Genomic DNA, 26002 nt, shown 5'->3' on the forward strand with positions numbered 1-26002 from the left:
AACCCGTGCTCAACCGTCCATGCGTTCGGCGGCCTTCCACGCCGCGTATCTGCCCTCCATACAAACCGCACAGGGGCGGTAACCCGCGCTGATGGCGGTGGCTTCGTCGGCGAAGAAGACACGATGGCGGCGGTAGTGGCCGCGGGCGAGAGCGCGCAGGGCCGAGGGGCAGTCCAGGCGGCCGTAGATTTTGCCCCCGCGATGACCCCCGAGGCGGCCCGGCGTCGGGCCGCGATAGGGACGACCGGTGGCGTCGGTGAGTGTGTACAGCCGCGATGCGCGCTCGGACATGGTGTGGTGAGCGACTATTCGGCGTCGTGCAGGACCAAGCCGAGAGTATGGCGGACGCCGGTGCGGATCCGGCTGACGCCGTGGCGCATCGGAGCTCGGGACCAGCCTCGGGCGCTGGGCGTGGGGCGGTCGCGCGTGGTGAAAATCAGACCGTGCCCCTGTTCCAGCACCGTGACAGTGCCTTTCGACTGGGCGCGTGGTCGCTGTTCGACGAGCAGGAACTCACCGCCGGTGTGGTCGATGCGCGGCCGGTCGAGGCCGATCACCACCTGGAGCGGGAACACCAGGTCGCCGTAGAGGTCGCGGTGCAGGGCATTCCAGTCACCGCTGGTGTAGCGCAACAGGATCGGAGTCGGTCTGGTTTGCCCGGCGGCGTGGCAGATGTCCAGCCATTCGGTGAAGCCGTCAGGCCACGGTGCGGGGTCGCCGAGACGTTCGGCCCAGGTTCGGGCGATGGGTAGCAGTCTGCGGTAGAAGGCTGCTCGCAGCGCGGTGATCGGGTCCGGGACGGGGTTCGCGAAGTACCGATAGGTGCCCTCTCCGAAACGGTGTCGCGCCATGTCGATGGTGGAACGGAACCTCGCACGCTCGTCCCACATGGCCGTGAAATCGGCGCATTCCTCGGGGGTCAGCAGTGGCCCGGTCTGCGCACAGCCGTAGGTGTCGATCTCGGCGGCGAGCTCGTTCCATTGTTGCGTGTCGACCCGATCTGTCAGCGAGGCAACAGTTTTCGATGTAGTCATGAACTCTCCTGATGTTTTGCATGCCCACCCAGCTGTCGATTCCGCCCGTCGAGCGCCCGGCCCCGACTTCGGTCGGCCCCTTCTAACGCCGGAAACTGTTGGTGGACTGCGTCTCTGAGGCGGCTGATCGACGACTCAGGCCGCCTCGAGGGTGAGCAAAGCGGTCTTGGCTTCGATGCCGCCGACGTACTGGCCGATGGTGCCGTCGCTGCGGACGACTCGATGGCAAGGGATCACCACCGGGAGGGGGTTGTGCGCGCAAGCGCTACCGACGGCGCGGACGGCGCGGGGGTTACCGACAGCGGCGGCGACGGCGGCATAGCTTTCGCGGTGCCCGTAGCCGATCTCACGCAGGTGTTGGATGACCTCGCGACGGAAGCCGCTTGCCAGTTGTAGATCGAGTGGGAGGTCGAAATGTGTTCGGGCGCCGGTGAAGTACTCGTCGATCTCCCGTGCGACGGCATCGAGGCGCGCGGGGGCAGCGAGAATGCGGGGACTGACTCGGGCGGCGAGGACGGCGAGGACGGCGTCGTGGTCCTCGTTCGGGTAGGCGACTCGCACCAGGCCCGCGGGGGTCGCTGCCAGCAGCAGGGTGCCGACGGGGGTATCGAGGGTGCGGTAGGCGACGTCGAGCAGCCCGGCGGATTGAGCGTCGGCCGCGAGGCGGCGATGCAAGGCGGACAGCAGCTCAGCGCTGTCGGGGGTCAGCCCGTCGAAGACGGGATCCCCGCGGTCGATGGTGGCCATCATTATCGATCCTTCGGGTAGAGCTTGCGTAATGTTTTCAGCCCATCCGCGGCGGCGCGGCGGGCAGCGTCGGTGGAGTTGCCGAGCAGCTCGGCGATCTCGGCATGCGGCAGGCCTGCCAGATAGTGGTAGGCCACCGCTCGGCGCTGCTTGGTCGGCAGCGCCGCCAGCGCGGCCCACAAATCGGGGTCGTAACCGGCGGGGTCGGCGTTGGGTGCGGGGCGCTCGGGCAGCGCTTCGGCCGGGACGGGCGCGCGGGTGAGTGCGCGCCCCACATCGATCGCGCGACGGTGTGCGACGGTGACCAGCCACGCTTCGATATTGGTGTCCTGATCGAGGCCCGGATAGGCACGCAGAGCGGACAGGAACGTCTCCGACCACGCGTCAGCGGCGTCGGTCGGACCGAGCACCGCCCGGCACACCCGCAGCACCATCGGGCCGTATTCGGCCACCACTTCCTCGAACGGAGGCAAACTCACACTGGGTAGACGGTGGCCGGTCGGAGAACGTGAGATTCGAATGTCACGGGGTCACCGCGGAGGTGCGCGACAGCCCGCTGGCCCGCAGGACACGGCGGGCGATACCGGCGCGGATGGAGTCGTCGGTGCCGATGACGCGGACGTGTCGGCGGGCTCGGGTGACGGCTGTGTACAGCAGTTCCCTCGTGAGCAGGGTGGATTCGGGTTCGGGCAGTACGACCGACACCGTGTCGTACTGGCTGCCCTGGCTGCGGTGGATGGTCATGGCGAAGACGGTGACCACCGCCGGGAATTGTGTCGGGTGCACGAGGTAGGGCTCGCTACCGCGTTGCAGGGCCGCACGCAGGGAACCGTCGGGCATGCGGACGATAACGCCGGTGTCGCCGTTGTAGATGCGGGCCTCATGGTCGTTGGCGGTGACAAGCAGTGGCTGACCCGGGTACCAGGGGGCCTGGTAGGTCTCGGGGCCCGCGCCGCCCGCGGCCGCCCACTCGGCGGCCATGCGGTCCCAGCGTTCGACGCCGAACGGGCCTTGGCGGTGCGCACACAGGAGTCGGTGGGATTCGAGGGCCTTCAGTGCGCCCGCCGCGTCACCGTCGAGTGCGGCCACGGTTACCTCCCGTGCGGCCCTGACGATGTCGGCACGCACCGGTGCAGTGCTGTCCGGCGCGCTGAGGGAAAGTTCCTGGCCGCCGGCGCGCAGCAGCTCGAGTGCGGTATCTGCGTCGCCCGCGCGGATCGCGACCGCGAGTTCGGCGATCTTGCCGCCGAAGCGGCGACCACGGGTCAGGCGGACGATGCCGCCCCGCATGCGGGTTCGCTCGAGGCTGCTCAAGGCTTCCGAATTCTCCCCGGCCGTGACGGATTCCACTGAATCCGCGCCGAGAACGATGTCGAGCACCGGGTTCGGTTCGCCGACAACGGGTCCCGCGACCAGGTCGGCGAGGACGGCGCCCGCGTCGACCGAGGCGAGCTGATCAGGGTCGCCGACCAGGACAAGACGGGTGTCCGGGCGCAGCGCGGCAAGCAGCCTGCTCATCATGGTCAGCGACACCATCGAGGTCTCGTCGACAACGATCACGTCGTAGGGCAGCCGATTGAATTCGTGGTACCTGAACCTGGTGGTGCGGCCGCGCTGCCAGCCGAGCAGTCGATGCAAAGTGGCCGCGGTGAGCTCGGGCAGGTCGAGCGAGTCGGCCTGTTCGCGCACCGCCTCCTGAAGGCGCGCAGCCGCTTTACCGGTGGGCGCGGCCATCGCGATCCGGAGGGCCGGCAGTTTCGGATTCGCGCGTTGATGCGCGTCGAGCAGCGCCAGGATGCGGGCGATGGTGTGGGTTTTTCCGGTACCGGGCCCGCCTGCCACCACGGTGGTCCAGTGCGTGGCGCCGAGCGCGGCGGCCAACCGTTGCCGATCCGGCGCCGCGCCGACCGGTGTATCGAAAAGCCGGTCCAGTTCGCGGCGCACGATGCTCGGATCGACGACCGGATGATCGGCCGAACGCTCGGTGAGCACGCGCCGAATGGTCTGCTCCTGCTGGTAATACCGATCCAAGTACAGCAGCGGACCCGCGTCGCTGCCCTGCTGCGCATCGACAATCCGCAAGGGCCGCAACGGGCCTGACGATCCCCCGCACACCAGCGGACTCACCCGCAACGCCGCGACAACGGCATCGGTCTCCGGCCACGGCAGTGTCGCCGGGTCGACACCCGCACCGGCATCCCAGGTTTCGTCGGCGTCGACACCGATCTCCCGCATCCGAATCAACTCCAGACACACCGACCCCGACCGCACCGCCCGCACCGCCAGCGCCGCCGCGAACAGCACCTCCTCCGCGGACTCACGCCCCATCCGCCCCAATCGCAGTGCCACATGCACATCCGCCGCCGAGAGCACCCCCGCCTCATTGAAGGTCCGCAAAAGCCCGGTCCCCCGCTGCGCCAACTGAATCGAGGTCATCGCCCCACCTTCCCCGTCGATGCCACTGAGCGGCCGTGCACCTCGCGTGTTTCCGCCGGCGTCATCCGTCGGCCTCGCCCGCGAGGAGGTCGGACAAAGCGACGATGAGGTCGGGTGGAGGGTTCCAGTCGAAGACACCGCAGTCGGTGGGGGTTTCGGGGCCGATCATGCCTCGGACGAAGAGGTAGCGAGCGCCGCCGAGGTGGCGGGTCGGGTCGTAGGTCGGCAAGCGCCAGCGCAAGTAGCGGTGCAGGGCGGCGGAGTACAGCAGCGCCTGTAAGGGGTAATGGGAACGCTGCATTTCCGCGGCCATGCGGTCGTGGGTGTAGTGGTCGACGGTGAGGTCGCCGGTGCCGAGGCGGTTGGTTTTGTAGTCGACGATGACGAATCGGGGGTCGGCGCCGTGGGATTCGGTGACGCGCAGGACGACGTCGATGCTGCCGGTGAGGTAGCCGCGCAGGGGGACGTCGTCCAGGGCAGCCAATTGGTCTGCGTAGGAGGCGAAATCGTCATCGGCCGGGAGATGCGTGCGCAGCAGGTCGGCGATTCGGCGCAGGGTGGCGGTGTGGACCCCGGGGGAATCGCCGCCTGCCAAGGGGAGCTCGAATTCTAGTTCGTTGAGTTTGTCTCGGCTGGAGATGTCTGCGAGACAGCCGAATCCGAGGGGTGTGCGCAGGACGGCCAGCAATGCGGTGCCCAGGATTTCCGGATCCGCCTCGGCCATCAGTTCATCGGTCGATGCGCGGCAGCGGGTGTGCACCTCGGCGCTCAGATCCGGTGCGTCGGTGTCGATCAGCTCCAGCACGCCGTGCACGAGGGTGCCGAACTCCGCACCGTAGGGCAGGGCATTCATCAATGACGCGGCACCGGATATCGGCGGTTCGGTCTCCTCGGCCACCGGCGCGCTCGGCTCGTCCGCCGGACCGCGCTCGTCCTCGGGTTCGGACCCCACGACGGCGGCATCGTGGGCGCCCGCGGTCAATGCCGAGTACGAGGTGCGCCGCCATTGCTGATCCAAGATGCGCGAGAACCGGGCGGCGGCGAGCGCTCCGGTCGCGATCTCGCCGCGGACCCGCCTGATCTCGACGGTGTCCGTTCCTTCGACACCGGTCACCGACACCACGGCGGGCGCACCCGCGGCCCACGCGGAAAGACGCTGTACCGCAAGACTATCCGCAGGCACGGCGGCGCGGCCGGGAACAATGTCGCCGCCGTCGGGGCGACCGAGGATCATCCGATGCAGCGGCGAAGCAGCGGTGGTGATCGCCGGAGCCCACCAGGCGACGACCTGACACATCGCCCGGGTGAGAGCGACATACAGCAGGCGCAGCTCCTCACCGGCCTCCTCGGTTTCACTGCGCAGCTTGCGTTCGGCATAGCCGGTGGCGTCCTGGCCGCCGACATCGAGCACGCGCGCGCCCGCGTCATCGTGATAAAGCAGGGTCGCCGGGTAGGGATTCTTCGCGTTGTCCCATGCGAACGGCAGGTAGACGATGGGGAATTCGAGGCCCTTGCTTGCGTGCACCGTGGCGATCTGCACCGCCGCCGCGTCTCGATCGAGCCTGCGGCTGCGGTCGGCAACGGAGCCGGATGCGGGATCGCGCACCCGGTCGGCCAGCCAGCGGGTCAGCGCCGTCAACCCGAGACCTTCGGTCAACGCCACCTGATCCAGCAGCTGCGCGATATGCCGTAAGTCGGTCAGCTGTCGCTCGCCGTTCTCGATCGTCAGCAGTCGCTGCGCCAGATTCGCTTCGGCGGAGATCTTTTCGAACACCGCCGCGAACCCGGTACGTGCGAAGAGCCGAGCCGACTCACGCAGCTGCGAACTGATCCGCCCAACCAGATCGGCTCCGCCACTGTCGATTTCGACAGCGGTAACCCCGAGCAGCGGCGTGCATGCGGCCAACCGCACCCGGTCGGACCGATGCGGCTGCTCGAGCGCGCGCAGCAACCAGAGCCAATCGGTGGCGCTACCGGTGCCGAACACACTGGTGCCACCCGCGAGGACCGAGGCGACACCGACACGGTCCAAAGCCGCTCGCACCACATCGATCTGAGACCTGGTCCGCACCAATACCGCGATGTCGCCCGGCCCGATCGGTCTCCGCACGACTCCCGACATGTCGCCCTTACCATCGGCAGCGTCGGCACGCGGTTCAGCTTTGCCATCGACAAGGACATCGGATTCGAGCAGGCCGACGATGTCGGCGGCCAAATCTTCGGCGACCTTCGCGCGCATGCGGCCGACGGCAGGGAAGCCGGATTTGTTCAGTGGCCCCGCGCCGGTGCGCGGCAGGCAGCGCAGCCGCAGCGGCGTGATGAGGTCGTCGGGTCCCGACAGTCGGGACCATGGGCGGGTAGCGGCCACGGGGTAGACGGCGATTTCCTTGTGGCCCAACGCCGCTCCGCCGTGCAGGTGATCGAGGGCGGCCAGCAGGCCCGCGTCGCTGCGCCAGTTGGTGGTGAGTTCCCTGCGGGTGTCGGCGTGCTCTACGGCGTCGAGATAGCTGAGCACCTCAGCGCCGCGGAAGGCGTAGATGGCCTGTTTGGGGTCACCGACCAGCACCAGGGTCGAATGGCCGTGGAAGGCGAGGCGCAGGATGTCCCATTGCAGTGGATCGGTGTCCTGGAACTCGTCGACGAGGGCGACTCGGTAACGATCGCGAATGCGGCGGCGGGCTCGCGGGCCGTGCTCCGGATCGTCGAGGACGTCGTGCAGCAGCACCAGCAGGTCGTCGAAGTCGCGCAGCCCGGCAAGACGCTTTCGGCGCTCGGTCTCGGCGCGGACCGCGGTCGCGAAGGCGACCCGCTCTCCCGCCGCGCCGTCACCCTTCGGGACGAGCGCCGCGTGCCGGTCACGCACAGCGGCCAGTGCCAGTACGTGCGCCTCCTTCAGGGAGAACGGCGGTCCGGTGCGGGCGTACCGGTTCAGGAAGAGATCGTCGGCGACGGTCCCCACGAGATCGTCGACTGTCTCCACCAGGCGCGAACCGGGATCGTGCTCACCAGCGAGACCGAGCTCGTCCAGCATGCGCTGACAGAAGCTGTGCGTAGTGGCGATGGTGCCCGCATCGAAATCCGAGAGCGCCGTGAGCAACCGACTACGGCGCTTGCGCACCTCATCCGAATCTGCCTGTGCCACAAGACGAATCAGCTCATCGGAGTGTGCGCGCGCGAGCGCCGGATCGGCAAGAGCCGCGGCGACCACGACGAACCGATCCCGGGTGCGTTCCCGAAGTTCCTGTGTCGCAGCCCGACTGAAAGTCACCAGCAGCAGCTGCGATACATCGATCCCGACCTCCGCCACATACCGCACCGCGAGCCCGACGATCGCGTGCGTCTTCCCCGTCCCCGCACTCGCCTCCAACACAGTGGTCCCGGTAGGCAACGCCCCATTCGGATCGAACCGATCCGCCGCGGCCACCTCGGGGATGGCGAACGCCGTGTCCTGAACGGTCACGCCCACCACCCACTTCCGCCATCCGACAACGACCCCGACGGCCGCCCTTCCGCACCCCGAGAACGGCCGACCTCACGCGACCACCCAGGATCCGCCACCATCGTCTCCCGCCTGCCGCCTGTCCACCGGCATGCCACGCCGACAACCCAGAAAACCCGCCTCACACCCGCAGCACCAACGACTGAACCCCCACCGCCGACCCACAACCCGGCACACCGCGAAATCCATCGGTCGTAGCTTTGGGAAGCCGACGCGCCACCCGCGCCCACCACCTCGCGGAGAGCACTGACGTTCACGGCTGGCCCTGGTTTTCGGCGGCGAGCAGCGGCGCCCACATGCGGCGGGCCAGCGCGCCGAATCGGGTGGTTTCGCCTGGCTCGCCGGAGGAGGCGGCGGCTTCGGTGAGGTGTTCGAGACGGGGGGCCGCGCCCCAGACATAGCGGAGGTGGCGGTCGGCGTGGTCACCGAAGGGGCCGGGACCGTTGGGGCCGCCGTTGAATTCGCGTTCGGCGGCGGCGACGGCTTCCTCGACGGTGGAGCCTCGGAAGCGGCGGTCGGCGTAGGCGGCGGTGGCGGTCGGGGCGATCGGCAGTGGTTCGGTGAGCCCGACGTCACGCAGTTTCACCAATTCCCGCAGGATCGTCAGCGCATTGGGAGCGTCGGGAGCGGTGAGTACCGAACGCCATGCGGGGCGACCGAATTGGCCACGGCCGGTGGTCACCGCGCGCCAGGAGCGGTCCTCGGTGACGGCCAGCGCGAGCAAGGACACCCATGCGGCGATCCGGTGTTTCGGTGCGAGCCGGGAGAACGTGGTGCGGACCAGGGTTTCGCCGTGCACCTCCGGCACGGTTCCGGTGAGCCTGCGGCCGCTACCGAGATCGATGGCGATGTCGACGGCGCGCGCGGGCCCTTCGTATTCGGGCAGCGATGCGCGGACCAGCTTGTCGACGGTGCTCTCGACCTCGTCCAGGACCGCCGATCCGAAACCGAACGGCGGCAGAGTCCCTCGCCGCCACTCCGCCGCGCGCAACCCGGCTGGGTCCGCGCCGGTGAGACGGGCGGCCAGCAGGCGTTCGCCCAGTTCCCATTTCGCCAGGCCGTCGAGTTCGATGGGCAGCCGGTCGGCGATGTCCTCGTCGTGCTCGGGCACTCGCAGGCCGAGGCGCTGCCACAGGAATGCGCGGATCGGATGTTCGACGAACGAAATCAGTTCGGCGAGTGCTACATCCGTGAACTCGCCAGCCGGTAGCGGTTCGGCCAGGAACTCCGGGCGCGGCTGTGCTGGACCATCGGCGGCCCGCGCACCTGCCAACGCGACCGTGTCGAAGCTGAAAGGCTTCTCGGCCGAGAAGTTCCGTCGATCGAATGCTTGCAACGGATGGCGGGTCACCACCGCGGACATACCGGCGGCGCCGACATGTGCCCGGATCGCGTCGAGCAGCTCGGCGAGCGGGATCGCGGGCGGGCGATGCGCGCCGGTGACCGGGTCGGCGCCAGTGTGAAATATCAAGAGTTGCTGCTGCGCGGCCATGATCGCGTCGAGCAACAGCTGCCGGTCCTCGCTGCGGGAATCTCGTTCGCCCAGTAGCGGATTACGGGCAAGCACATCGTCACCGTCGATGCCGCTGGTGCGCGGGAACACCTCATCGTCCAGGCCGAGCAACACCACCACCCGATGTGGCACCGACCGCATCGGCACCATCGTGCAGACCGTCAGCTCGCCGGTGCGGAAGTTGGCGCGGGTCGGCCGAGCCGCGAGCCGACCCGCCAGTAGCACGCCGATATCGGCGAGCCGCAACGGTACATCGCCCGCATGCTCGGTGGCGGCGGCCAGTTCTCGGCGGGCCTCGGTACGCACCCACGCCTGACTGCCGGGCACATCGGTGAGCAGGTCGAGTGACCGGGCGAGCACCGTTGCCCACTCGTGTGCGGGTCGGGGCCCACGCAGGTCACGAAGGCAGACCGCGAGCCGATCGATGAATTCCGCGAACCGGCCTGCCAGATCGACGTCGTTGCTGTCCACGTCGTCCAGTGGCAGCGCCAAATCCAGCCAGTCCTCCGATGATTCGTCGGCGGTGACGCCGAGCAGGATCCGGTCGACCGCACTGTTGAGAGTGTTCTGCGCGAAGTCGGCAAGCCCGAACGCCTGCCGCTGCCGCAGCCCGATCCCCCACCGCGCCCCGGATTCGGCCGCCCATTCGCGCAGCCGCTCGATATCGTCGTCGTCGAATCCACAACGCCGCCGGACAGTTTCGGAGGCGGCCAAATCCAGTACCTGGGTCACCGTCACCCGCCCATCGGCCAGCTCGAGCAGCACACCGATCACCGCGAGCAACGGATTGGTAACCCCACGCCCCCGATCGGCGAGCCGCACTCGCAGCCGGTGCGCGGGATGCGCCGAATCCGCAACCGCCTCACCGGAACTCCGCTGTCCGAACGCCGCGCGCACCAACGGCGCGTACGCCTCCACTTCGGGACACATGATCAGCACATCGCGCGGTTCCAAGGTGGGATCGTCCGCGAAAAGTCCGAGCAAACTCTCCCGCAACACCTCCACCTGACGCGCGGGCCCATGACACGCATGCACCTGGATGCTGCGGTCGCCCGCGATGTCGAGACCCGACGTCGGTGGCCACACGTCGTTTCGAATCCCGGCCTGCATCGTCTCCAGCAGTGTCCGCAATTCCGGCTGCCCGGCACCCGCCATGACGCCGGACGCCGCCCTACCCGGCGTATCTCCGCTGGACCCGTCCCCCGTAAACCTTTCCGACGCAACATGATCCCGTGCCACGCCGCCCGCATCAGGTTCGGCCGACATATCGCGCGCCGTAGTGCCGGACCCCGCACTATCCGCACCGGCGGCGGCCAGCACATCGCCTCCTTCGCCATCGGGCACAACACTGCCCGCACCAGCAACCGTCGCATGGTGGATATCAGTGGCGACAACATCGGCCAACCGCTGTTGCAGCTCACGCACATCGCGCGCGAGCCCGGACAGCAGCGGATGCCGGACGACAGTCGCACCGGCGTCGTCGGCTCGCGCGACAGCGATCGGCTGCCCGGCCAGTTCCGACCACATGGCCGGGCTCGGGTGCGCCAGCCACAAATGGATGTCGCGTCCGGCGGCCAGTGCCGACAGGACCGCGAGTTGATCGGTCGGCAGCCGCGTCACTCCGAACAGCGACAGCCGAACCGGCAGATCGACCAGGTCCGGCTGTGCACGCAACCGGTCGCAGGCGGCGGCAAGTCGCTCGGCCGGGCTCGGCGCACCGACTTCGGCCCGCAACCGACGCCACAGCGCGGGCTGCCACAGCAGGTCGTCGGGCACCGGGTCTCCAGCGCCATCGGTGTCGGCGCCCGCGGCCCACTCGGTGATGAGCGTCGGGCGTTGGGCGGCGTAACTATCGAACAGCGCGGCGAGGTGCGCGGCGGTCGCATAGCGGCGGCCGACCCGATGATCGCGTCCCACGGGATCGTGCGCACCGAGGTGCCTGGCAAGCACCGCCGACCACGGCTCGGACAGCGATGCATCGATCACCCGCAGCAATGTCCACACCACACGTTCGGACGCCCATGGGTCGCACTCGGGTCGCACGCCGCTGGCCTCGGCGAGCGCCTGGGCGATCAACGCGGCAGGCGAGGGGAATGCGATATTCGCCGCGACACCATCGGTCGAGTGTGCCGATTCGACGCCGAGCACCGTCGACAACCGCTGCGCCAGCCAGCGCTCCACTCCTTTGGCGGGCACCGCGACGACCTCCGCGGCGAACGGATCCGCCAGCGGCGTGACCAGCATCGCGGCCAGCGAATCCGCCAAGACGTCGGAGCGCTCGGCACGGTGGATGTGCAGCGGCATCTACGCCCTCTCGTCGGGTCCGGATTCTTCGTCGAAACGCCTCGGGCTTCGTGCACGTTTATACGCCCAGCGATCGGTACGCAACTTCAGCACCCCGCCGGTCGGATAGTGAAATGAGCCACACACGAACGATTTACTTCGCCGTGTCACCTCGGATCGGGCTCCCCCGTGTGCAACAGTGCTCAACCGGGGAGGAACGGGAGACTGCACGAAAGGCTGGTTCGCGTTTCATGGTTGCGATGGTGATTCCCCTTGTTCCGAGAGGCGGGTTCACAGTCCGCCGGGTCGGAGACCGATGGGAGCTGGTCAACTCGCGCTCATACGGCCGTACCTGCGTCCTACACTTCTGGCCTCGTGACAGTCACTCCGAGGCATTCGCGCACTGCTACCGGCTCAACGGTCGCACCGTCGAGGAATTGCGCGCGGCCTTCCGCTGAGCTGACCTGCGGCGAAAGACACTGCGAGGCAAGCGCACAACGTTCGCGCTTTAGCACAGTCTCCGGCCCAGCTCAAGACGTGCGTCCTGGACGTCGATGTGCGATCGTGTTCCCTCGTGCGTTACCCCTTGGCCGTCACCCGGTCCGTCCCCCGTGTGGCCGCATCAACCTGTGTCCTTGCCGCCGCGGCGATCTTGATCTCGAGCGCACCCGCGCTATTGCCGATCGCCGCGGCCGCGCCGCCCGCCCACATGCAGGGCTGCCTACCCGGCTTCGATTGCGATATGAGTAACCGGATCGCTTCTGTCGACTCGTATTTGAGCGGCAGGCCCGGCGTCACCGGCTACGTGGTGCGCGATCGGGTCAGCGGCGGCGTGTATGCGAGCGAGAATGCGGAGAACGCGGTCTGGACCGCCTCGACCATCAAACTCGCGATCGCCGCGGACCTGCTCAATCGCGCGCGGGTCGGCGCGATCGACCTCACCCCTGGCGATCGCGGAGTGATGGAGTCGATGCTGGCGACCTCGAACGACGCCGCGGCCGACTTCCTCTGGAACAAATACGCGGGCTTCGACCGCATGGCCTATAACAACGCCTTCCGCGCCAACGGCATGGTCACCCTCGTACCGCTGCCGACCAGTTCCGCGTTGTTCCCGGATTGGTCGTTCCAGAAGTGCACGGCCGCCGACCTGGACCGTCTGATGGACAACATCTTCACCCGTATGCACCCCGACGACCGCGCCTACCTTTTCGACAGGATGCGGTCGGTGGACATGAACCAGCACTGGGGTCTGTGGGGCGCGGGCCCGAAGATGCGCCCGGGGCTGAAGAACGGCTGGTCGGAAGAAGAGGGCGGCTGGGTGGTGAACTCGGTCGGCTTCGCGGGCCCCGGCGAGCGCTACACCCTGGCGATCATGAGTTCTCTCGGTGACCAGGGCGGCTATACCGAGGGCGCGGAGACCGATACCAAGGTCGCCGAGCTTCTCTTCTCAGGACGCTGACCACACGCCTCGCGCGCCACGGGAGCCGAACACCACTCCCGTGGCGCGACATCAGCGACGGCGGAGGTTGACGGGGGCGCCGTCCCTCGGGAACGGAATCGTCGAGAAACCCCACGGTATTCGATAGTCCTCGGGGATCGTCCACTCGTACTCACGCACCAGTGCGGCGATGACCGTCTTCACCTCGAAGGTTCCGAAGTGCATGCCGATGCATTTGTGGGCACCCGCGCCGAACGGCAGCCAGGCGAGCCGATGGGACTTGTCCTCACGACGGTGTTCGGCGAAGCGCTCGGGATCGAATTGCTCGGGCCTTGTCCACAGCTCCGGCAGCATGTGGTTGACGCTGTAGGCGAGGTCGCATGGCGTGCCCGCCGGAATGTAGTGCCCGGCGATCTCGGTGTCGCGCACGGCGCGGCGCACCAGACCGGGCACGGGCGGTATCAATCGCAGGCTTTCCTTGATCACCAGATCGAGGTCGTGCATCCAGTCGAGATCCGCGATCGTCGGTGCGGCACCAGCGGTTTCCGCATCGATGGCCAGCACCTCGGCCCGCACGCGCTGCTGCCAATGCGGATGCTTGCCCAGGTAGTACGCGACCGCGGTGGCGGTTGTCGTGGTGGTGTCGTGGGCGGCCATGATCAGGAAGATCATGTGGTTCACCACGTCCGCGTCGCTGAACTGCGCGCCATCCTCGCTGCGCGCGTGGCACAGGCCGGAGAAGAAGTCCGGTGATTCGATGCGCCTTTTCTGCGGCAGCATCGCGGTGAAATAGTCCTCGAGTACCTTGCGCCCGCGCAAGCCCGCGCGCCAGTTACCGCCGGGGATGGGATGGCGGATGATCGAGAGCCCCGCATGGGTGCAGTCGACAAACGCGTCGAGCAGCATCCGGCGCTGCGCGCCGACCTCGACGGCCATGAACGTCTCCGCCGCGATCTCGAGAGTCAGCTCTTTGATCGTCGGATACAACTCGACCGTCCGGCCGGTCGCGCCACCACGCGGCACCCAGCGCCCGACCGCCGCGCGCGCCACCGGCGTCAGTGCGGCCAGATGGGCCTCCAGCCGGTCCCTGGTGAAGGCCTGCTGCATGATCCTGCGGTGGAACATGTGCTCGTCGAATTCGAGCAGCAGCAGACCACGCCCGAAGAACGGGCCGATGAAGTAGTTCCAGCCTTGCCCGAAATCGCGGCGTCGCTTGCCGAGCACCTCGTCGATCGCCTCCGGACCGCAAACCAGCACCCGATCGATGCCGAGCGACGAGTTCAGCGACACCGGCCCGAATCGGCGGTAGCGGTCCATCATCTCCGCCGGACCCCAGCGCAGATAGTGCAGCCCACGTCCCAAATACGGCAGACCCGCATCGCCGCGCACCGCGATGGTCGTGCTGCCTCGCGGCGGGGTTGCCAGCACCCGAGGGCGCTCCGGGACACGCCGCAGCGCGCGGTCGATGAGGTGCCTGTCGGGGATATCGATCAACGAAATGTTCTCGGATTCATGCTGTGCGCTGGTCTTTCGTCCGACGACACGGTTCGCGGTAACCATGGCAAGCCTCCCTGAACGACAGCATCTATCGTATTCTCTTTCTCACATTCATTCGGTCGGTTCGCCCGTCGCGTGTTTCACCCGGCGGATCGGCGACGGCGTGTTATCGCTTCGCAGCACAGCAGGAACCGGGATCTCGCCGTGACGGCCAAGTCGGCGCCGACTACCGTAAGGCGGGTCAACAACGTTCGTGGGGCCAAGCCCAGGTCTGTCGAGGAGCAGGACGATGAGCACTGAGTCTGTCGAGAACCGTCGTCATCGGGTGGTGGTTATCGGCTCGGGCTTCGGCGGCTTGTTCGGAACCAAGCATCTCAAGCACGCCGATGTCGACGTGATACTGATCGCCAAGACTTCCACCCACCTCTTCCAGCCGCTGCTCTACCAGGTGGCCACCGGCATCCTGTCGGTCGGCGAGATCGCCCCTGCCACGCGCCTGGTGCTGCGCAAGCAGAAGAACGCCCAAGTGCTGCTCGGCGATGTCACCGATATCGACCTGCAAACCAAGACGGTGACCTCGCGGCTGCTCAACCAGAACACCGTCACCGAGTTCGACAGCCTGATCGTGGCGACCGGCGCTCAACAGTCGTACTTCGGCAACGACAAGTTCGCCACCTACGCCCCCGGCATGAAGACCATCGATGACGCGCTGGAGCTACGCGCGCGCATCCTGGGCGCGTTCGAAGGGGCCGAACTGGCCACCACGCAGGAAATGCGGGACCGGCTGCTCACCTTCGTGGTGGTCGGCGCCGGACCCACCGGCGTCGAATTGGCAGGCCAGATCGCCGAACTCGCCGATCGCACCCTCGAAGGCACCTTCCACAACATCGATCCACGCGACGCGCGCGTTGTGCTGCTCGAAGGCGCGGGCGCTGTGCTCGGCCCGATGGGCCCGAAGCTGGGCGGCAAGGCGCAGCGGCGGCTGGAGAAGATGGGCGTCGAGATCCAGCTCAACGCCATGGTGACCAATATCGACGCGCAGGGCGTCACGGTGAAGGACTCCGACGGCACCATCCGTCGTATCGAGTCCTCCTGCAAGGTGTGGTCGGCCGGTGTGCAGGGCAGCCCGCTCGGCAAGATACTCGCCGATCAGTCCGAAGGCACCCAGGTCGATCGGGCCGGGCGCGTCATCGTCGAACCCGATCTCACCATCAAGGGCTACCCGAACGTATTCGTCGTCGGCGACCTGATGTCGGTGCCGGACGTTCCCGGTATGGCGCAGGGGGCGATCCAGGGCTCGACCTACGCAGCCAAGCAGATCAAGGCCGGTCTGAAGGGCCAAGCGCCGCAGGAGCGCAAGCCGTTCAAGTACTTCAACAAGGGCAGCATGGCGACGGTGTCGCGGTTCAGCGCCGTGTGCCAGATCGGCAAGCTGGAGTTCGGCGGGTTCATCGCCTGGCTGGCCTGGCTCGCGCTGCACCTCTATTACCTGGTCGGCTACCGCAGTCGGATCATCACCGTCATCCAGTGGTTCGTGACCTTCCTCGGGCGCAGTCGCGGTCAGATGGCGGCGACCGAGCAGTGGGTGTTCGCGCGGCTCGCACTCGAAACCGTGAATGCCGACGAGGAAGATGCCGACGAGCTCGCGGCCGCACTCGGCGCCCCACCCGCGGAGAACGGCAAGTCCGTGGAGAAGGCCAAGGCCCTCGACAAGGCGGCGAAGGCAGCCGCCGATCGTAAGGCGGGCTAACCGCATTCTGTCCCGAATGTCGGGTACACACCCGCACATTCGGGACACAGGGTCACCTGGCTAGTATTTGGCCACATTCAAACCTTTGCGTTTCCTGAGAATCGACCAATCCGAGCGGGTCCACGAATCCGAATGTGGAACGTCGAACAAGGCATTTTCCGGAACGAGAAAGGTGATATATGGCCACGGGCAAGCACAGAGCTCCCAACCCGCAGCGACAGAAGGTCGGCTCGATGGTCGCGGCGGGTGCGGTACCGCTAGTCCTTGCGCTGGTGGGAACCGGCACTGCGAATGCCGAACCCGCACAGTCGAACACAGTGACCCTCCCCGAGCAGAAGGCGCAGTGGCCCGCGGCCGACGCACCCAATGCGACGCCGTACGAGGGGCTCGAGATCCCCGACGACATCCGCAGCTCGCTGCAGTGGTCACGGTCGGCACCGGAAAAGCGCTACCTCGCGCCGGTCGGCGTGCTCCACCCGCCCGTCGCGGTGGCGCCGGTGCCGCCGATCGCGCCGCCTGCCGGTCAGCTCCGCTTCGGTGACGTCACGGTGCCGGCGCCGGACTGGATCGACCAGGAACTGGCGATCCGGATCAACGATGCCTCCGCGACGACCGAGGCCGATCTGGCGACGTTCCTCGATTCGGTGGGGATGGAGCGAAGCAGGTCCGACCGGATCGCCGGACAGACCATCGGCACCGCTGCGATGGGTGCGGTGGCGGGTGCAGCCGCGTCGACCCCCATCGCACTGACCTCGGCGGCCGTAGGTGGCGTGGCCGGCTTGGTGGCCGGCCTTCCACTGCTGCCGATCGGCCTCGTGGCCGGTCCGATGCTGGGTGCCACCGTCGGGGCTGCGGTGATCGCGGTCCCCGCAGCCGTCGTCGGTGCGGCAGCGGGTGCGGCAGTCGGTGCGGTGAGCGCCTACAACGCCCCCTCGCGGGTCGTCAGCAACTGACCGAGCTCGAACGAGAAGGGTGAGAGCTCGACAACGCTGTCGAACTCCCACCCTTTTCTTATGTCCGTACCGAGCTCGAGCTAGCCGTACCGGCCGGACCTTTCTCGCACAGCTACCGGAGATTCGCGCTCGGGTTCAACAGTGCACTTGCCCGCACACCCACCCCTGAGCAGGTCGGCCCGCGCCGGGACACAATCCACCGCACTGAATCCAGTTCCGCGAGTGATCAACTGCCCAGGAGTAGCCCGGTGCGGGTGAACAACGTCCCGCCGCCCGCCAACGGCAGTCGGCTCGCGGACAGGCCGGTCGTTTCAACCGGCCGATCGTCGGGATAGACGAGCTCGCTGTCGAGTGCGCGGGGTCCGGCGAGTCGGTCATCAGCAGCGCCGCCCTTGCCCAGTTCCAGGCGGTGCCGAAGCAGCGGCAGGTCGCCGATGTCTGCGATCAGGTCACCACGCCAGCCGCCGTCGGCCTCGTCGACGCGGCCGATCTGTACTCGTTCCCGCAACCGCAACCGGGCATCGGCCGCCAAGAGAACCGAGGTGACGGCGTGATGGTGTGCGCCGCCAGCGACGATCGTCGGTTCGGGGTCGAAATCCAGCTCGCCTCCTGCCGCGACCTCGAAGCGCCAGTTGGCGCTCGACTGTGGTGTCGCGGCCCCTGGCAGCGCGATAGTCGCCGCCACCGAACGCACCACCAATCGCGCGCCGGGGCCGACGGTGATCGCGATATCGAGCTCGTCTCCGCCGAGTGGAGTGGCGGCGGTTCCGATCATGTGGACCATGTCGGGGCCGGTGCGGCGCGCCGAAAGCCCGCCGCTCGCATGGATCTCCGGCAACGTGCCGACGGCAGCGATGATGCGTAACTCAGTGCGCAACGGCCGATTCGGCGCCACGATCACGCTCGGCGATCGCGAGCAACTGTTCGCGAACCCACGCGAGCACCGCCGTCGCTGCCGGGTCCTCGGTCAGCGAGATCATCGCGGTCCTGCGACCCGCACGGACCTTCGCCGCGTCGCGCTCCATCACACCGAGGTCCGCGCCGACCAGCGGGGCGAGGTCGGTCTTGTTGATCACCAACAGGTCCGAGAAGGTGACGCCGGGACCACCCTTGCGCGGCACCTTGTCACCGCCTGCGACATCGACGACGAAGATCTGCACGTCGATCAGGCCGGAGGAAAAGGTCGCGGTGAGGTTGTCGCCGCCGGATTCCACCAGGATCAGATCCAGCGGCGGGTTGGCGGCGATCAGATCGTCGATGGCGTCCAGGTTCGCGGTGATGTCGTCGCGGATGGCGGTGTGCGGGCAGCCGCCGGTCTGCACGGCGGTGATCCGCTCGTCGGGCAGCACCGCGTGCCTGCGCAGGAAGTCCGCGTCCTCGGTGGTGTAGATGTCGTTGGTCAACACCGCGAGCGACAGCTCGTCACGCAGTTGCCTGCACAACGCGGCAACCAGTGCGGTTTTGCCGGAGCCGACCGGCCCGCCGATGCCGATGCGCAGCGCCTCCCCCGGTGTGCGTACACGCTTGGGCCGATCGTGGGTGTGATCGTGCGGTTCACCGTCGATCAGATGCGGGGGCATGAGTATCGATCTCCTTCTCTGGGTCTGTACAGCTCGGTCAGCTCGCGAACAGCGGTATCTCCCGTTGCATGTGGCGTTGCGCAAGCACGTCCTGCAGCGGATCCGAGAGCGCAGCGAGTCCGGTCGCGGCCTCGGCGGCGGTGCGATCACACAGCTCGGCGAGCCGAACCGTGCACGCGGCGATGGCGGCGGGGTCCAACGCGAGCAGTCGTTGAGCGGCCGTCGCCGCGCCGGTCAGCGTCGTATAGATGACAACACCCGCCGTCTGCACCGGCGTCACCTCACAGGCCGCACCGACCATGCCGAACACGGTGGACAGATACGGGCGCGGCCCGAGTACATCCCAATCATGCTGTGGCCATACCTGTTTGGCGAGACGCAAGAGCCCACGCCCCTGCGCCCGCGACGCCGCACGCGCACCAGGCGCGGGTGTCCTGGCATCGGCCTCCGCCTCGGCGCGCGTCGGCTCGATGGCACCGGAACACACCGCCGCCGCCAACGAGGCCGCAACAAGACCGGAAGTACGTATCCGACGACGCAGATACAACTCCACCGTTGCGACATCGTGCACAAGCCCGGAAGCAACAGCCTCCTCGACGCCACCGGAGTGCACATGCCCACCGATGGGCAGCCGCGAGTCGGCCAGCGTGAAGAGCATCGCCAGGCTCGTAGCTCGCTCGGCGGATCGTTGCATCCGTCGATCCTATGCCCCGGTGTGTCGCACCCAACCCCGGGCACTTTCAACACTGCATCGAACTCTGCAAACAGATATCACCGTTGTCATCTATGTGTTCTACTCCAGATAGCTGGTTGTATGCCGAATTGTTTGGCTACTAGAGGAGTAATCGTGCCGGTATGGGACGTATTCTGGCTCGTCATAATGAGCTTCGCGCTTCTCGCATATTTGATTCTGCTCTTCACTATCATCGGCGACCTCTTCCAGGATCCACACACCTCTGGCATAGCCAAGGCGGCCTGGGTGATTTTCCTGTTCATCCTGCCCTTGATCACCTCACTGGTGTACCTGATAACGCGCGGTAGCGACATGGCCGAGCGCAGAGCCGCCGAGGCCGACTTCGTTCGCGGGCGGCGGGAAGCGCGGGCCGAACGGGACGGCGGTTCCGGCGCGGCCGCCGAGATAGCGGAAGCGAAGAAGTTGCTGGATGCCGGAACCATCTCGGCCGAGGAATTCGAACGCTTGAAGTCCAAGGCGCTGGCCTGATTTCGTCCGCGGACATCGGTCAGTTATTATGCGGCGGTGAGGAATTCGATGATCACACGGTTGACTTCCTCGGGCCGTTCGAGATAGCCGTAGTGCCCGCACCGTTCGATCTCGACGTAGCGGGCACCGGGGATCGCGGCAGCGACCTCTTTGCCGAACATGGGTGGCGTCATCTGGTCATCGGCGAATCCGACGACCAAACTGGGTGCGGTAATTCGCCCGTAGTCGGGCAGACGGTTTCGGGAGCGGTCCATTCCGATCTGGGCCCGAACGCCCGGTGCTGTTTTACCCGTGGTGAACTCGAAGATATCCAGCCATTCCTGAGCCTTGGCTTCATCTTTCAGGGTGTACGGCGAAAGGTTCAGCATCGCCTTGATGGCCGCCGCGTACTGCGCGGGCAACTGAATTCCTTGGTCGTGCAGGGCTTGTTCGCCGGAATTGAGAGTGCGCGCCATCGGATGAGGCCGCCCGGCGGCACCGAGCATTATGGCCTTGCCGACCAGTTCGGGGCGGGCCAGCGCCAATTCCTGCACGACTCTTGCGCCCATCGAATGACCGACCACGTGAACACGGCCACCTCCGAGGTGCTCGATCAGCGCGGCGGTGTCGGCGGCCAGATCCTCGACACTGAAGCCCCCGGCGCATTCATCCGAAGGTGCGATTCCTCGGTTGTCCATGGTTGCCACCCGGAATCCGGCCTTGACCAGGGCAGGTACCTGATATGTTCGCCACACCCGACCCGGACTGCCGGTTCCCATGACCAGCACGACGAGCGGACCTGTTCCGGTGACGTCGTAGTTGATTCGGATCCCGTTGAGGGTGGCGATGGGCATGGGCCTTCTTCCGTGGAGGAGCGCGGTATGTGACGAATAGTGTTGTGGAGCCGGGTAGTCGCTGCACGATATGTCATCAGCCGCACAAGGTTGCCGCAGTCGAGGCTCGATGTCGGCGTGTGTCCGCGGTCAACGGCGGAAGCTGCGCTCCATGAAACGCTGTGCTCGACCGCGCGTGAGGTCCGACCACGCCTGAACTCCGGGCGACCACCACGGTGCGATTTCGCGGGGCTTGGCGGCAATGGCGTGGCAGACGAGGTCGGAAGCTTCGTCGACGGTGAGGCCGGGGACGCGGCTGAAGTCGGTGGGCGCGCTCATTCTGGTGTGGACGAGTGGCATATAGATCGAGGTGGTGGTGACCTTGTCGGCGGAGATTTCGGCGGCGACGCTGCGTAGCCAGACATCGAAAGCGGTTTTCGAGGCGCCGTAGGCGGCCCAGCGTGGTGCGGGCGGCATCATCACGCCCCAGGTGGAGATATTGACGATGTGCCCCTGTCGGCGTTCGCGCATGCTCGGCAACAACGTGAGCAGCAGCTTCACCGGGCCGAGGTAGTTCACGTCGATGGTGCGGGTGAAATCGTGGAAGCGGTCGTAGGATTCGTCGATCGAGCGGCGAATCGACTTGCCCGCGTTGTTCACCAGAATGTCGACGTGGCCGTGCTCGTCCAATAGTCCGCGACCCAGCCGCTCGACGGCGTCCATATCGGTCATGTCCGTCGGGTACACATGTGCGATACCACCCTCGGCGGCGATCCCAGCGGCAACCTGCTCGAGGTCCTCGCGCGAACGAGCCACCAGCACCACGATCCCGCCCGCGGCCGCCAGCTTGCGGGCACTGGCCTTCCCGATACCGTGCGACGCGCCGGTCACCAGCACTATCCGACCGGAGACCTCCGAACGCAAGGACTTCTCCCGCGGCCGCGAGGTGGGATAGAGCAGCCGGCTCGCGATCCGCTCGATGATCGGCCGCCCACTGCCATTGGCCGGTGTCTCATTCACACCTTCGACTGTATGGGCCGACCGGTCCTCGCGCATCGGTGATCCAGTCGGAGACCTGCTCGATCGGTGTCGCGATCGCGCGCCGCACGGGCAGGTCAGTGACTCTGCCTCGGAGCGAAATACGCCACGGCCGCCATCACGACCAGGACCACCGCCCCGACAGATGTCGCCACGTGCATGCCCGAGACGAACGACTCGCGAGCCGAGTCGATCAAGGCGGTATTTCCGCCGGAACGCTGAATGGTCTCACCGAGGGTTTCGGAGTAGTCGCCCCCCGACCGGAAGACCAGCGCCGCCACCGAACCCAGCAGCGCGAGCCCGAGCGCATTGCCCAGTTCGAAGCTGGTTTCGGAGATCCCGACGGCCGAGCCTGCCCGCTCCGGCGGTACCGAGGAGACCGCGACCTCCGAAACCATGGTGAAGGCGAGGCCGTAGCCGATGCCCGCGATCGTGGAGCCGACGAGGTACCACGCGAGGCCGCCGTCGACGCCGACCCCGAGCAGCAGCAGATTGCCGACCGCAGAGGCAAGCAGCGCGAACACGAAGGAACTGCGGACGCCGAAGCGCCGCGCGACCCTGGCGCCACCCATCGAGAACACGAACACCGCGACCGCCATCGGAATACCGAACATGGCCGCGGCCAAGGGGTCTCGCCCGGTGACCGATTGCAGGTAGACGCTGGTGAGGTAGCTCATCGCCGCCAGCGACATCATCCCGGTCAGACTGGAGCCGATGGCGACCGAGAACTGGACCCGACGGAACAGCCGCAGATCGAGCAGCGGCTCGGCGAGCTGCCGTTGCCGCCGCACGAAGATCGTCAGCAACGCCACACCCACCGCCCCGATGACGAGCGCCTCCACATCAAAGCCTTCGGCCGCGAGGTGTTTGACCGCGTACACCAATGGCAGGATGCCGCCGATCGACAGCACCACACTCGGTATGTCGAGCGGACCGAGCACGCTGGAGCGGTGCTCCGGCAGCACGAACGGGCCGAAGGCGAGCAGGATCAACAGCACCGGAATGTTGATGAGAAAGACCGAGCCCCACCAGAAATGGTGCAGCAGTAGCCCGCCGAGAATCGGGCCGACCGCCGAGCCGCCCGCGAAGAAAGCGGTCCACACTCCGATGGCGGCGGCACGTTCGCGGACGTTCGGGAAGAGACTGGAAATCAGGGCGAGGCTCGACGGCAGCAGCGTCGCGCCGCCGACGCCCATCAGTGCGCGCGCGGCAATCAGCACGCCAGCGCTCGGCGCGAACGCCGCGATGATCGACGCCACACCGAAGACGGCGGCCCCGACGAGCAAGATATTGCGCCGACCGATCCGGTCACCCAGATTGCCCATGGTGATCAGGAAGCCCGCGATCAGGAAGCCGTAGATGTCGAGAATCCACAGCTGCTGGGTCGCCGACGGGTCGAGATCGAGCGTGAGGGTCGGCATGGCGAGGAAGAGCACCGAAATGTCCATCGACACCAGCAGCACCGGCAGCACCAGCACCGCGAGACCAAGCCAGGCCCGGCGCGAACCGGCCTGTGACGGCGCCTCCGCAGGCTGCACAGCCTCCACCTCTGTCATTCCGATACCCTCTGTCCTTCGAATTCTCGCGTCGCGTACGCCGTACCATGGACCCGGGTACAGCGTACGCAACCCGGCCCGGAACTGGAAGCGAGTCGTAGGATGACTGAGCCGAAGCTCACCAAACCCGCCATTGTCGACACCGCCATCACCCTGGCCGACGCAGGCGGACTGGACGCACTGTCCATGCGGCATATCGCCGAACGACTGGGCGTCGGAGCGATGTCGCTGTATCGGCACGTCGCCAGTAAGGACGAACTGCTCGCCGCGATGACCGAGGAGATCTCACGCCGCAACCCGTACCCGTCAGCGGAAGGGCAGGACTGGACGTGGCGCGACCGGGTCCGCATCGCCGCCGAGATCGATTGGGCGCTCTACCAACAACATCCGTGGGTGCTGCTCACATTCGCCACGCCCCGCTACAGCTTCGGCCCGCAGAGCCTTGCCTGTCTGGCCTGGCTGGTCGAGGGGCTGCGCGAGCTGAATGTCTCGGCCAGAGAAGCGACGGCCATGGCGTTCACGGTGTGGAACCACATCTCCGGCGCGACCCTGCCGCAGATCAGCGGCGCCTTGTTCGCACCGGACGGGGTCGACCCCGAGGGGGACAACGGCCTGCGCGATTTACTGCAAGGAAAATCACAGCAGCCGGTTCCGCCCGCACTCGCCGAACTCGACGGCACCGGAGTCACCGATCTGACCTCGGAAGACCTGCTCTACCTCGGGTTGTCCGCACTGTGCGACGGGTTCGAGGCCCGCGCGAAGCGGTAGCCCCTCGATGGCTCGACAGGAGGTCGCGACCACCTGACGGCCGCACACCCTGACACCCATTTGACCTGAACCATGGTTGATATTGAAGAGTGGTCGGCGACCGCCCCACGAACAGGAGTCTCCGTGCACGCCATTCGACTTCACGCCTTCGGCCCGGCCGACAACCTGCGCTACGAGATCGTCCCGGACCCGGAACCCGGGCCCGGCCAAGTGCGCATTGCGGTGGCGGCGGCCGGGGTACACCTCATCGACACCGCGATCAGGAGCGGCGCGCCCGGTCCGGTCCCCCCGCCGGAGCTACCCACCATTGCCGGGCGTGAGGTCGCAGGCACCATCGACCAGATCGGCCCCGAGGTCGATGCCGCATGGCTCGGCAAAAAGGTCGTGGCGCATCTCGGAAACATGCCCGGCGGATACGCCGAGCTTGCCGTGACGGAAACCACTCGGTTGCAAGAGATTCCGGAGAATATCGACCCGGCCGAGGCGGTCGCCGTCATCGGCACCGGCCGCACCACTATGGGCATTCTGCAATTCACCGAACTCGGCCCGGACAGCGTCGCGGTGGTGACGGCCGCAGCGGGCGGCATCGGGACACTACTGGTCCAATACGCGAAGAACGCCGGAGCCACCGTGGTGGGACTCGCGGGCGGAACCACGAAAGTCGAACTGGTGCAACGCAATGGCGCGGATATCGCCGTCGATTATACCCAGCCGGACTTTGCCGACCAGGTCCGCACGCAACTCGGCGACCGCCGGGCCACTGTCCTGTTCGACTCGGTGGGCGGCGAAATCACCCGCGCGGCCATCGATCTGCTCGACAAGGGCGGTCAACACCTCGTCTACGGCTGGTCCAGTAGGAAGGCAGGCGACAAGCCGCAAACCTTCACCGAGGAGGAGCTGACCGAGCGCGGCATCACCTCACAGGTGGTCATCGGACCGCCGATGCTGCAACGGGTCGGCGGCAACATACGAATCCTCGAGGATCGCGCACTCGCCGAGGCTGCCGCGGGCCGCTTGCGCCCGGCCGTCCATCGTTTCGCCCTCGCCGATGCGGCGGACGCCCACCGCGCGCTCGAAACTCGCGCCACTGTCGGCAAAGTAGTCCTGATCCCCTGACCCTCGGACCGGTTGGGCGCAGCCCGGACCTGCTCCGCCCAACCGGGAGTTCAGCGGGTCAGTCAGCCGGTTGGGCGTTCACAACGGCGTAGACGAATCCGTCCCAGCCCTTCGAGCCCACAGTTTGCAGGACTGTCGAGTCCAGCTGCGGGTTGCTCGACAGTAGGTCGATAAGAGCGCGGCTGGCCTGCACTGCCTGGTCGGTGGATGCCGCGTCGGCCACCGCACCGTCGCGAACAACGTTGTCGACGATGATCACCGAGTCGGGGCGGGTCAGGCGCAGCGCCCACTGCACGTAGTTCGAATTGTTGACCTTGTCGGCGTCGATGAACACCAGATCGAACGGCTCCGTGCCCTCGGCTTCCAGCACCGGCAGGCTGTCGAGTGCCGCACCGACACGGATGTCGACCCGCTCGCCGACTCCAGCCCGATTCAGGTTTCCACGCGCCACCTCGGCGTGCCGTGGTTCGAATTCGAGGGTGACCACCGCCCCCTTCTCCCCCACCGCACGCGCCAACCAAATCGTGCTGTATCCACCGAGCGTGCCGATCTCGAGTACCCGCCGCGCCCCGATCGATCGCGCGATCAAGTGCAGAAATTTTCCTTGCGAGGGTGACACATCGATCGCGGGCAGATTCGCCGCCGCGTTGGCCGCCAACGCCGACGCCGTCGGGTCCATCTCGCCCACCAGTTTGTCCGTGAGGTAGCTGTCAACATCGGCCCAGTCGAATGTCGTCATCATCGCAGTCTGCCATCGCTA

21 protein-coding genes are annotated in these 26002 nt (G+C 67.0%); 6 read left to right on the forward strand and 15 right to left on the reverse strand.

Annotation, left to right across the window (positions count from 1 at the left end):
- Nucleotides 1-9: 9 nt before the first annotated feature.
- The 7 genes from ACLMAJ_RS04890 to recC form a co-directional block, all read right to left on the reverse strand.
- A complete protein-coding gene (locus ACLMAJ_RS04890; protein ID WP_412012263.1) occupies nucleotides 10-291 on the reverse strand; it encodes an Ada metal-binding domain-containing protein in 282 nt (93 codons plus the stop codon).
- Nucleotides 292-305: 14 nt separating this feature from the next.
- The gene (locus ACLMAJ_RS04895; protein WP_412012264.1) at nucleotides 306-1034 is read right to left on the reverse strand and encodes a 2OG-Fe(II) oxygenase; all 729 of its coding nucleotides are present in this window, start codon (nucleotides 1032-1034) and stop codon (nucleotides 306-308) included.
- A 135-nt stretch (nucleotides 1035-1169) separates the two neighbouring features.
- Nucleotides 1170-1781 carry a methylated-DNA--[protein]-cysteine S-methyltransferase gene (locus ACLMAJ_RS04900; RefSeq protein ID WP_412012509.1) on the reverse strand — a complete coding sequence of 204 codons (612 nt, stop codon included), beginning with the start codon at nucleotides 1779-1781 and terminating at the stop codon, nucleotides 1170-1172.
- Nucleotides 1782-1783: 2 nt separating this feature from the next.
- Nucleotides 1784-2260 carry an RNA polymerase sigma factor gene (locus ACLMAJ_RS04905; protein WP_412012265.1) on the reverse strand — a complete coding sequence of 159 codons (477 nt, stop codon included), beginning with the start codon at nucleotides 2258-2260 and terminating at the stop codon, nucleotides 1784-1786.
- 43 nt (nucleotides 2261-2303) lie between these two features.
- Entirely contained in the window at nucleotides 2304-4217 is a 1914-nt protein-coding gene (recD, locus tag ACLMAJ_RS04910; RefSeq protein WP_412012266.1) for an exodeoxyribonuclease V subunit alpha, read from the reverse strand.
- A gap of 61 nt (nucleotides 4218-4278) precedes the next feature.
- The gene (locus ACLMAJ_RS04915) at nucleotides 4279-7677 is read right to left on the reverse strand and encodes a UvrD-helicase domain-containing protein (protein ID WP_412012267.1); all 3399 of its coding nucleotides are present in this window, start codon (nucleotides 7675-7677) and stop codon (nucleotides 4279-4281) included.
- A 292-nt stretch (nucleotides 7678-7969) separates the two neighbouring features.
- The gene (recC, locus tag ACLMAJ_RS04920) at nucleotides 7970-11533 is read right to left on the reverse strand and encodes an exodeoxyribonuclease V subunit gamma (RefSeq protein WP_412012268.1); all 3564 of its coding nucleotides are present in this window, start codon (nucleotides 11531-11533) and stop codon (nucleotides 7970-7972) included.
- A 592-nt stretch (nucleotides 11534-12125) separates the two neighbouring features.
- Here recC and ACLMAJ_RS04925 point away from each other — a divergent pair.
- Nucleotides 12126-12971, forward strand: a complete 846-nt coding sequence (locus ACLMAJ_RS04925) for a serine hydrolase (RefSeq protein ID WP_412012269.1) — start codon at nucleotides 12126-12128, stop codon at nucleotides 12969-12971.
- Between the two features lie 51 nt (nucleotides 12972-13022).
- Here the strand turns inward: ACLMAJ_RS04925 and ACLMAJ_RS04930 are convergent, their stop codons facing one another.
- Entirely contained in the window at nucleotides 13023-14510 is a 1488-nt protein-coding gene (locus ACLMAJ_RS04930; RefSeq protein ID WP_412012270.1) for a cytochrome P450, read from the reverse strand.
- A 226-nt stretch (nucleotides 14511-14736) separates the two neighbouring features.
- On the opposite strand from ACLMAJ_RS04930, the gene ACLMAJ_RS04935 reads away from it, so the two are divergent.
- Nucleotides 14737-16197, forward strand: coding sequence for an NAD(P)/FAD-dependent oxidoreductase (locus ACLMAJ_RS04935; RefSeq protein WP_412012271.1), 1461 nt, complete (start codon nucleotides 14737-14739; stop codon nucleotides 16195-16197).
- A 179-nt stretch (nucleotides 16198-16376) separates the two neighbouring features.
- Entirely contained in the window at nucleotides 16377-17150 is a 774-nt protein-coding gene (locus ACLMAJ_RS04940) for a hypothetical protein (RefSeq protein ID WP_412012272.1), read from the forward strand.
- Nucleotides 17151-17376: 226 nt separating this feature from the next.
- Here the strand turns inward: ACLMAJ_RS04940 and ACLMAJ_RS04945 are convergent, their stop codons facing one another.
- From ACLMAJ_RS04945 to ACLMAJ_RS04955, 3 genes are read right to left on the reverse strand one after another with little or no spacing between them, the layout of a single operon-like run.
- Complete coding sequence (locus ACLMAJ_RS04945) at nucleotides 17377-18027, reverse strand: urease accessory protein UreD (RefSeq protein WP_412012273.1); 651 nt, start codon at nucleotides 18025-18027, stop codon at nucleotides 17377-17379.
- Nucleotides 18017-18730, reverse strand: coding sequence for an urease accessory protein UreG (ureG, locus tag ACLMAJ_RS04950; RefSeq protein WP_412012274.1), 714 nt, complete (start codon nucleotides 18728-18730; stop codon nucleotides 18017-18019). Before ureG ends, ACLMAJ_RS04945 begins: the two co-directional genes overlap by 11 nt.
- Before the next feature lie 37 nt (nucleotides 18731-18767).
- Nucleotides 18768-19424 carry an urease accessory protein UreF gene (locus ACLMAJ_RS04955; protein ID WP_412012275.1) on the reverse strand — a complete coding sequence of 219 codons (657 nt, stop codon included), beginning with the start codon at nucleotides 19422-19424 and terminating at the stop codon, nucleotides 18768-18770.
- 120 nt (nucleotides 19425-19544) lie between these two features.
- Between ACLMAJ_RS04955 and ACLMAJ_RS04960 the strand changes: the two genes are divergently transcribed.
- Nucleotides 19545-19952 carry an SHOCT domain-containing protein gene (locus ACLMAJ_RS04960; RefSeq protein ID WP_412012276.1) on the forward strand — a complete coding sequence of 136 codons (408 nt, stop codon included), beginning with the start codon at nucleotides 19545-19547 and terminating at the stop codon, nucleotides 19950-19952.
- Between the two features lie 26 nt (nucleotides 19953-19978).
- Here the strand turns inward: ACLMAJ_RS04960 and ACLMAJ_RS04965 are convergent, their stop codons facing one another.
- The 3 genes from ACLMAJ_RS04965 to ACLMAJ_RS04975 form a co-directional block, all read right to left on the reverse strand.
- On the reverse strand, nucleotides 19979-20785 hold the full coding sequence (locus tag ACLMAJ_RS04965; protein ID WP_412012277.1) for an alpha/beta fold hydrolase: 807 nt from the start codon (nucleotides 20783-20785) through the stop codon (nucleotides 19979-19981).
- 129 nt (nucleotides 20786-20914) lie between these two features.
- Nucleotides 20915-21784 carry an SDR family NAD(P)-dependent oxidoreductase gene (locus ACLMAJ_RS04970; RefSeq protein ID WP_412012278.1) on the reverse strand — a complete coding sequence of 290 codons (870 nt, stop codon included), beginning with the start codon at nucleotides 21782-21784 and terminating at the stop codon, nucleotides 20915-20917.
- A gap of 95 nt (nucleotides 21785-21879) precedes the next feature.
- On the reverse strand, nucleotides 21880-23358 hold the full coding sequence (locus ACLMAJ_RS04975; protein WP_412012279.1) for an MFS transporter: 1479 nt from the start codon (nucleotides 23356-23358) through the stop codon (nucleotides 21880-21882).
- Nucleotides 23359-23460: 102 nt separating this feature from the next.
- On the opposite strand from ACLMAJ_RS04975, the gene ACLMAJ_RS04980 reads away from it, so the two are divergent.
- A complete protein-coding gene (locus ACLMAJ_RS04980; protein ID WP_412012280.1) occupies nucleotides 23461-24126 on the forward strand; it encodes a TetR/AcrR family transcriptional regulator in 666 nt (221 codons plus the stop codon).
- A 123-nt stretch (nucleotides 24127-24249) separates the two neighbouring features.
- The gene (locus ACLMAJ_RS04985) at nucleotides 24250-25242 is read left to right on the forward strand and encodes a zinc-binding dehydrogenase (protein ID WP_412012281.1); all 993 of its coding nucleotides are present in this window, start codon (nucleotides 24250-24252) and stop codon (nucleotides 25240-25242) included.
- Between the two features lie 58 nt (nucleotides 25243-25300).
- Here the strand turns inward: ACLMAJ_RS04985 and ACLMAJ_RS04990 are convergent, their stop codons facing one another.
- Entirely contained in the window at nucleotides 25301-25981 is a 681-nt protein-coding gene (locus tag ACLMAJ_RS04990) for an O-methyltransferase (protein WP_412012282.1), read from the reverse strand.
- Nucleotides 25982-26002 lie beyond the last annotated feature (21 nt).

Origin of the sequence: Nocardia arseniciresistens (assembly GCF_046764875.1) — a bacterium.
Lineage (GTDB): Bacteria > Actinomycetota > Actinomycetes > Mycobacteriales > Mycobacteriaceae > Nocardia > Nocardia arseniciresistens.

Excerpts from the sequence above, each read along its gene's own strand:
- ACLMAJ_RS04935 (WP_412012271.1), top strand. The coding sequence starts at position 14,737 with ATGAGCACTGAGTCTGTCGAGAACCGTCGTCATCGGGTGGTGGTTATC.
- recD (WP_412012266.1), bottom strand. The coding sequence starts at position 4,217 with ATGACCTCGATTCAGTTGGCGCAGCGGGGGACCGGGCTTTTGCGGACC.
- recC (WP_412012268.1), bottom strand. The coding sequence starts at position 11,533 with ATGCCGCTGCACATCCACCGTGCCGAGCGCTCCGACGTCTTGGCGGAT.
- ACLMAJ_RS04955 (WP_412012275.1), bottom strand. The coding sequence starts at position 19,424 with ATGCAACGATCCGCCGAGCGAGCTACGAGCCTGGCGATGCTCTTCACG.
- ACLMAJ_RS04975 (WP_412012279.1), bottom strand. The coding sequence starts at position 23,358 with ATGACAGAGGTGGAGGCTGTGCAGCCTGCGGAGGCGCCGTCACAGGCC.
- ureG (WP_412012274.1), bottom strand. The coding sequence starts at position 18,730 with ATGCCCCCGCATCTGATCGACGGTGAACCGCACGATCACACCCACGAT.
- ACLMAJ_RS04940 (WP_412012272.1), top strand. The coding sequence starts at position 16,377 with ATGGCCACGGGCAAGCACAGAGCTCCCAACCCGCAGCGACAGAAGGTC.
- ACLMAJ_RS04930 (WP_412012270.1), bottom strand. The coding sequence starts at position 14,510 with ATGGTTACCGCGAACCGTGTCGTCGGACGAAAGACCAGCGCACAGCAT.
- ACLMAJ_RS04990 (WP_412012282.1), bottom strand. The coding sequence starts at position 25,981 with ATGACGACATTCGACTGGGCCGATGTTGACAGCTACCTCACGGACAAA.
- ACLMAJ_RS04960 (WP_412012276.1), top strand. The coding sequence starts at position 19,545 with ATGCCGAATTGTTTGGCTACTAGAGGAGTAATCGTGCCGGTATGGGAC.
- ACLMAJ_RS04980 (WP_412012280.1), top strand. The coding sequence starts at position 23,461 with ATGACTGAGCCGAAGCTCACCAAACCCGCCATTGTCGACACCGCCATC.
- ACLMAJ_RS04890 (WP_412012263.1), bottom strand. The coding sequence starts at position 291 with ATGTCCGAGCGCGCATCGCGGCTGTACACACTCACCGACGCCACCGGT.
- ACLMAJ_RS04895 (WP_412012264.1), bottom strand. The coding sequence starts at position 1,034 with ATGACTACATCGAAAACTGTTGCCTCGCTGACAGATCGGGTCGACACG.
- ACLMAJ_RS04965 (WP_412012277.1), bottom strand. The coding sequence starts at position 20,785 with ATGCCCATCGCCACCCTCAACGGGATCCGAATCAACTACGACGTCACC.
- ACLMAJ_RS04900 (WP_412012509.1), bottom strand. The coding sequence starts at position 1,781 with ATGGCCACCATCGACCGCGGGGATCCCGTCTTCGACGGGCTGACCCCC.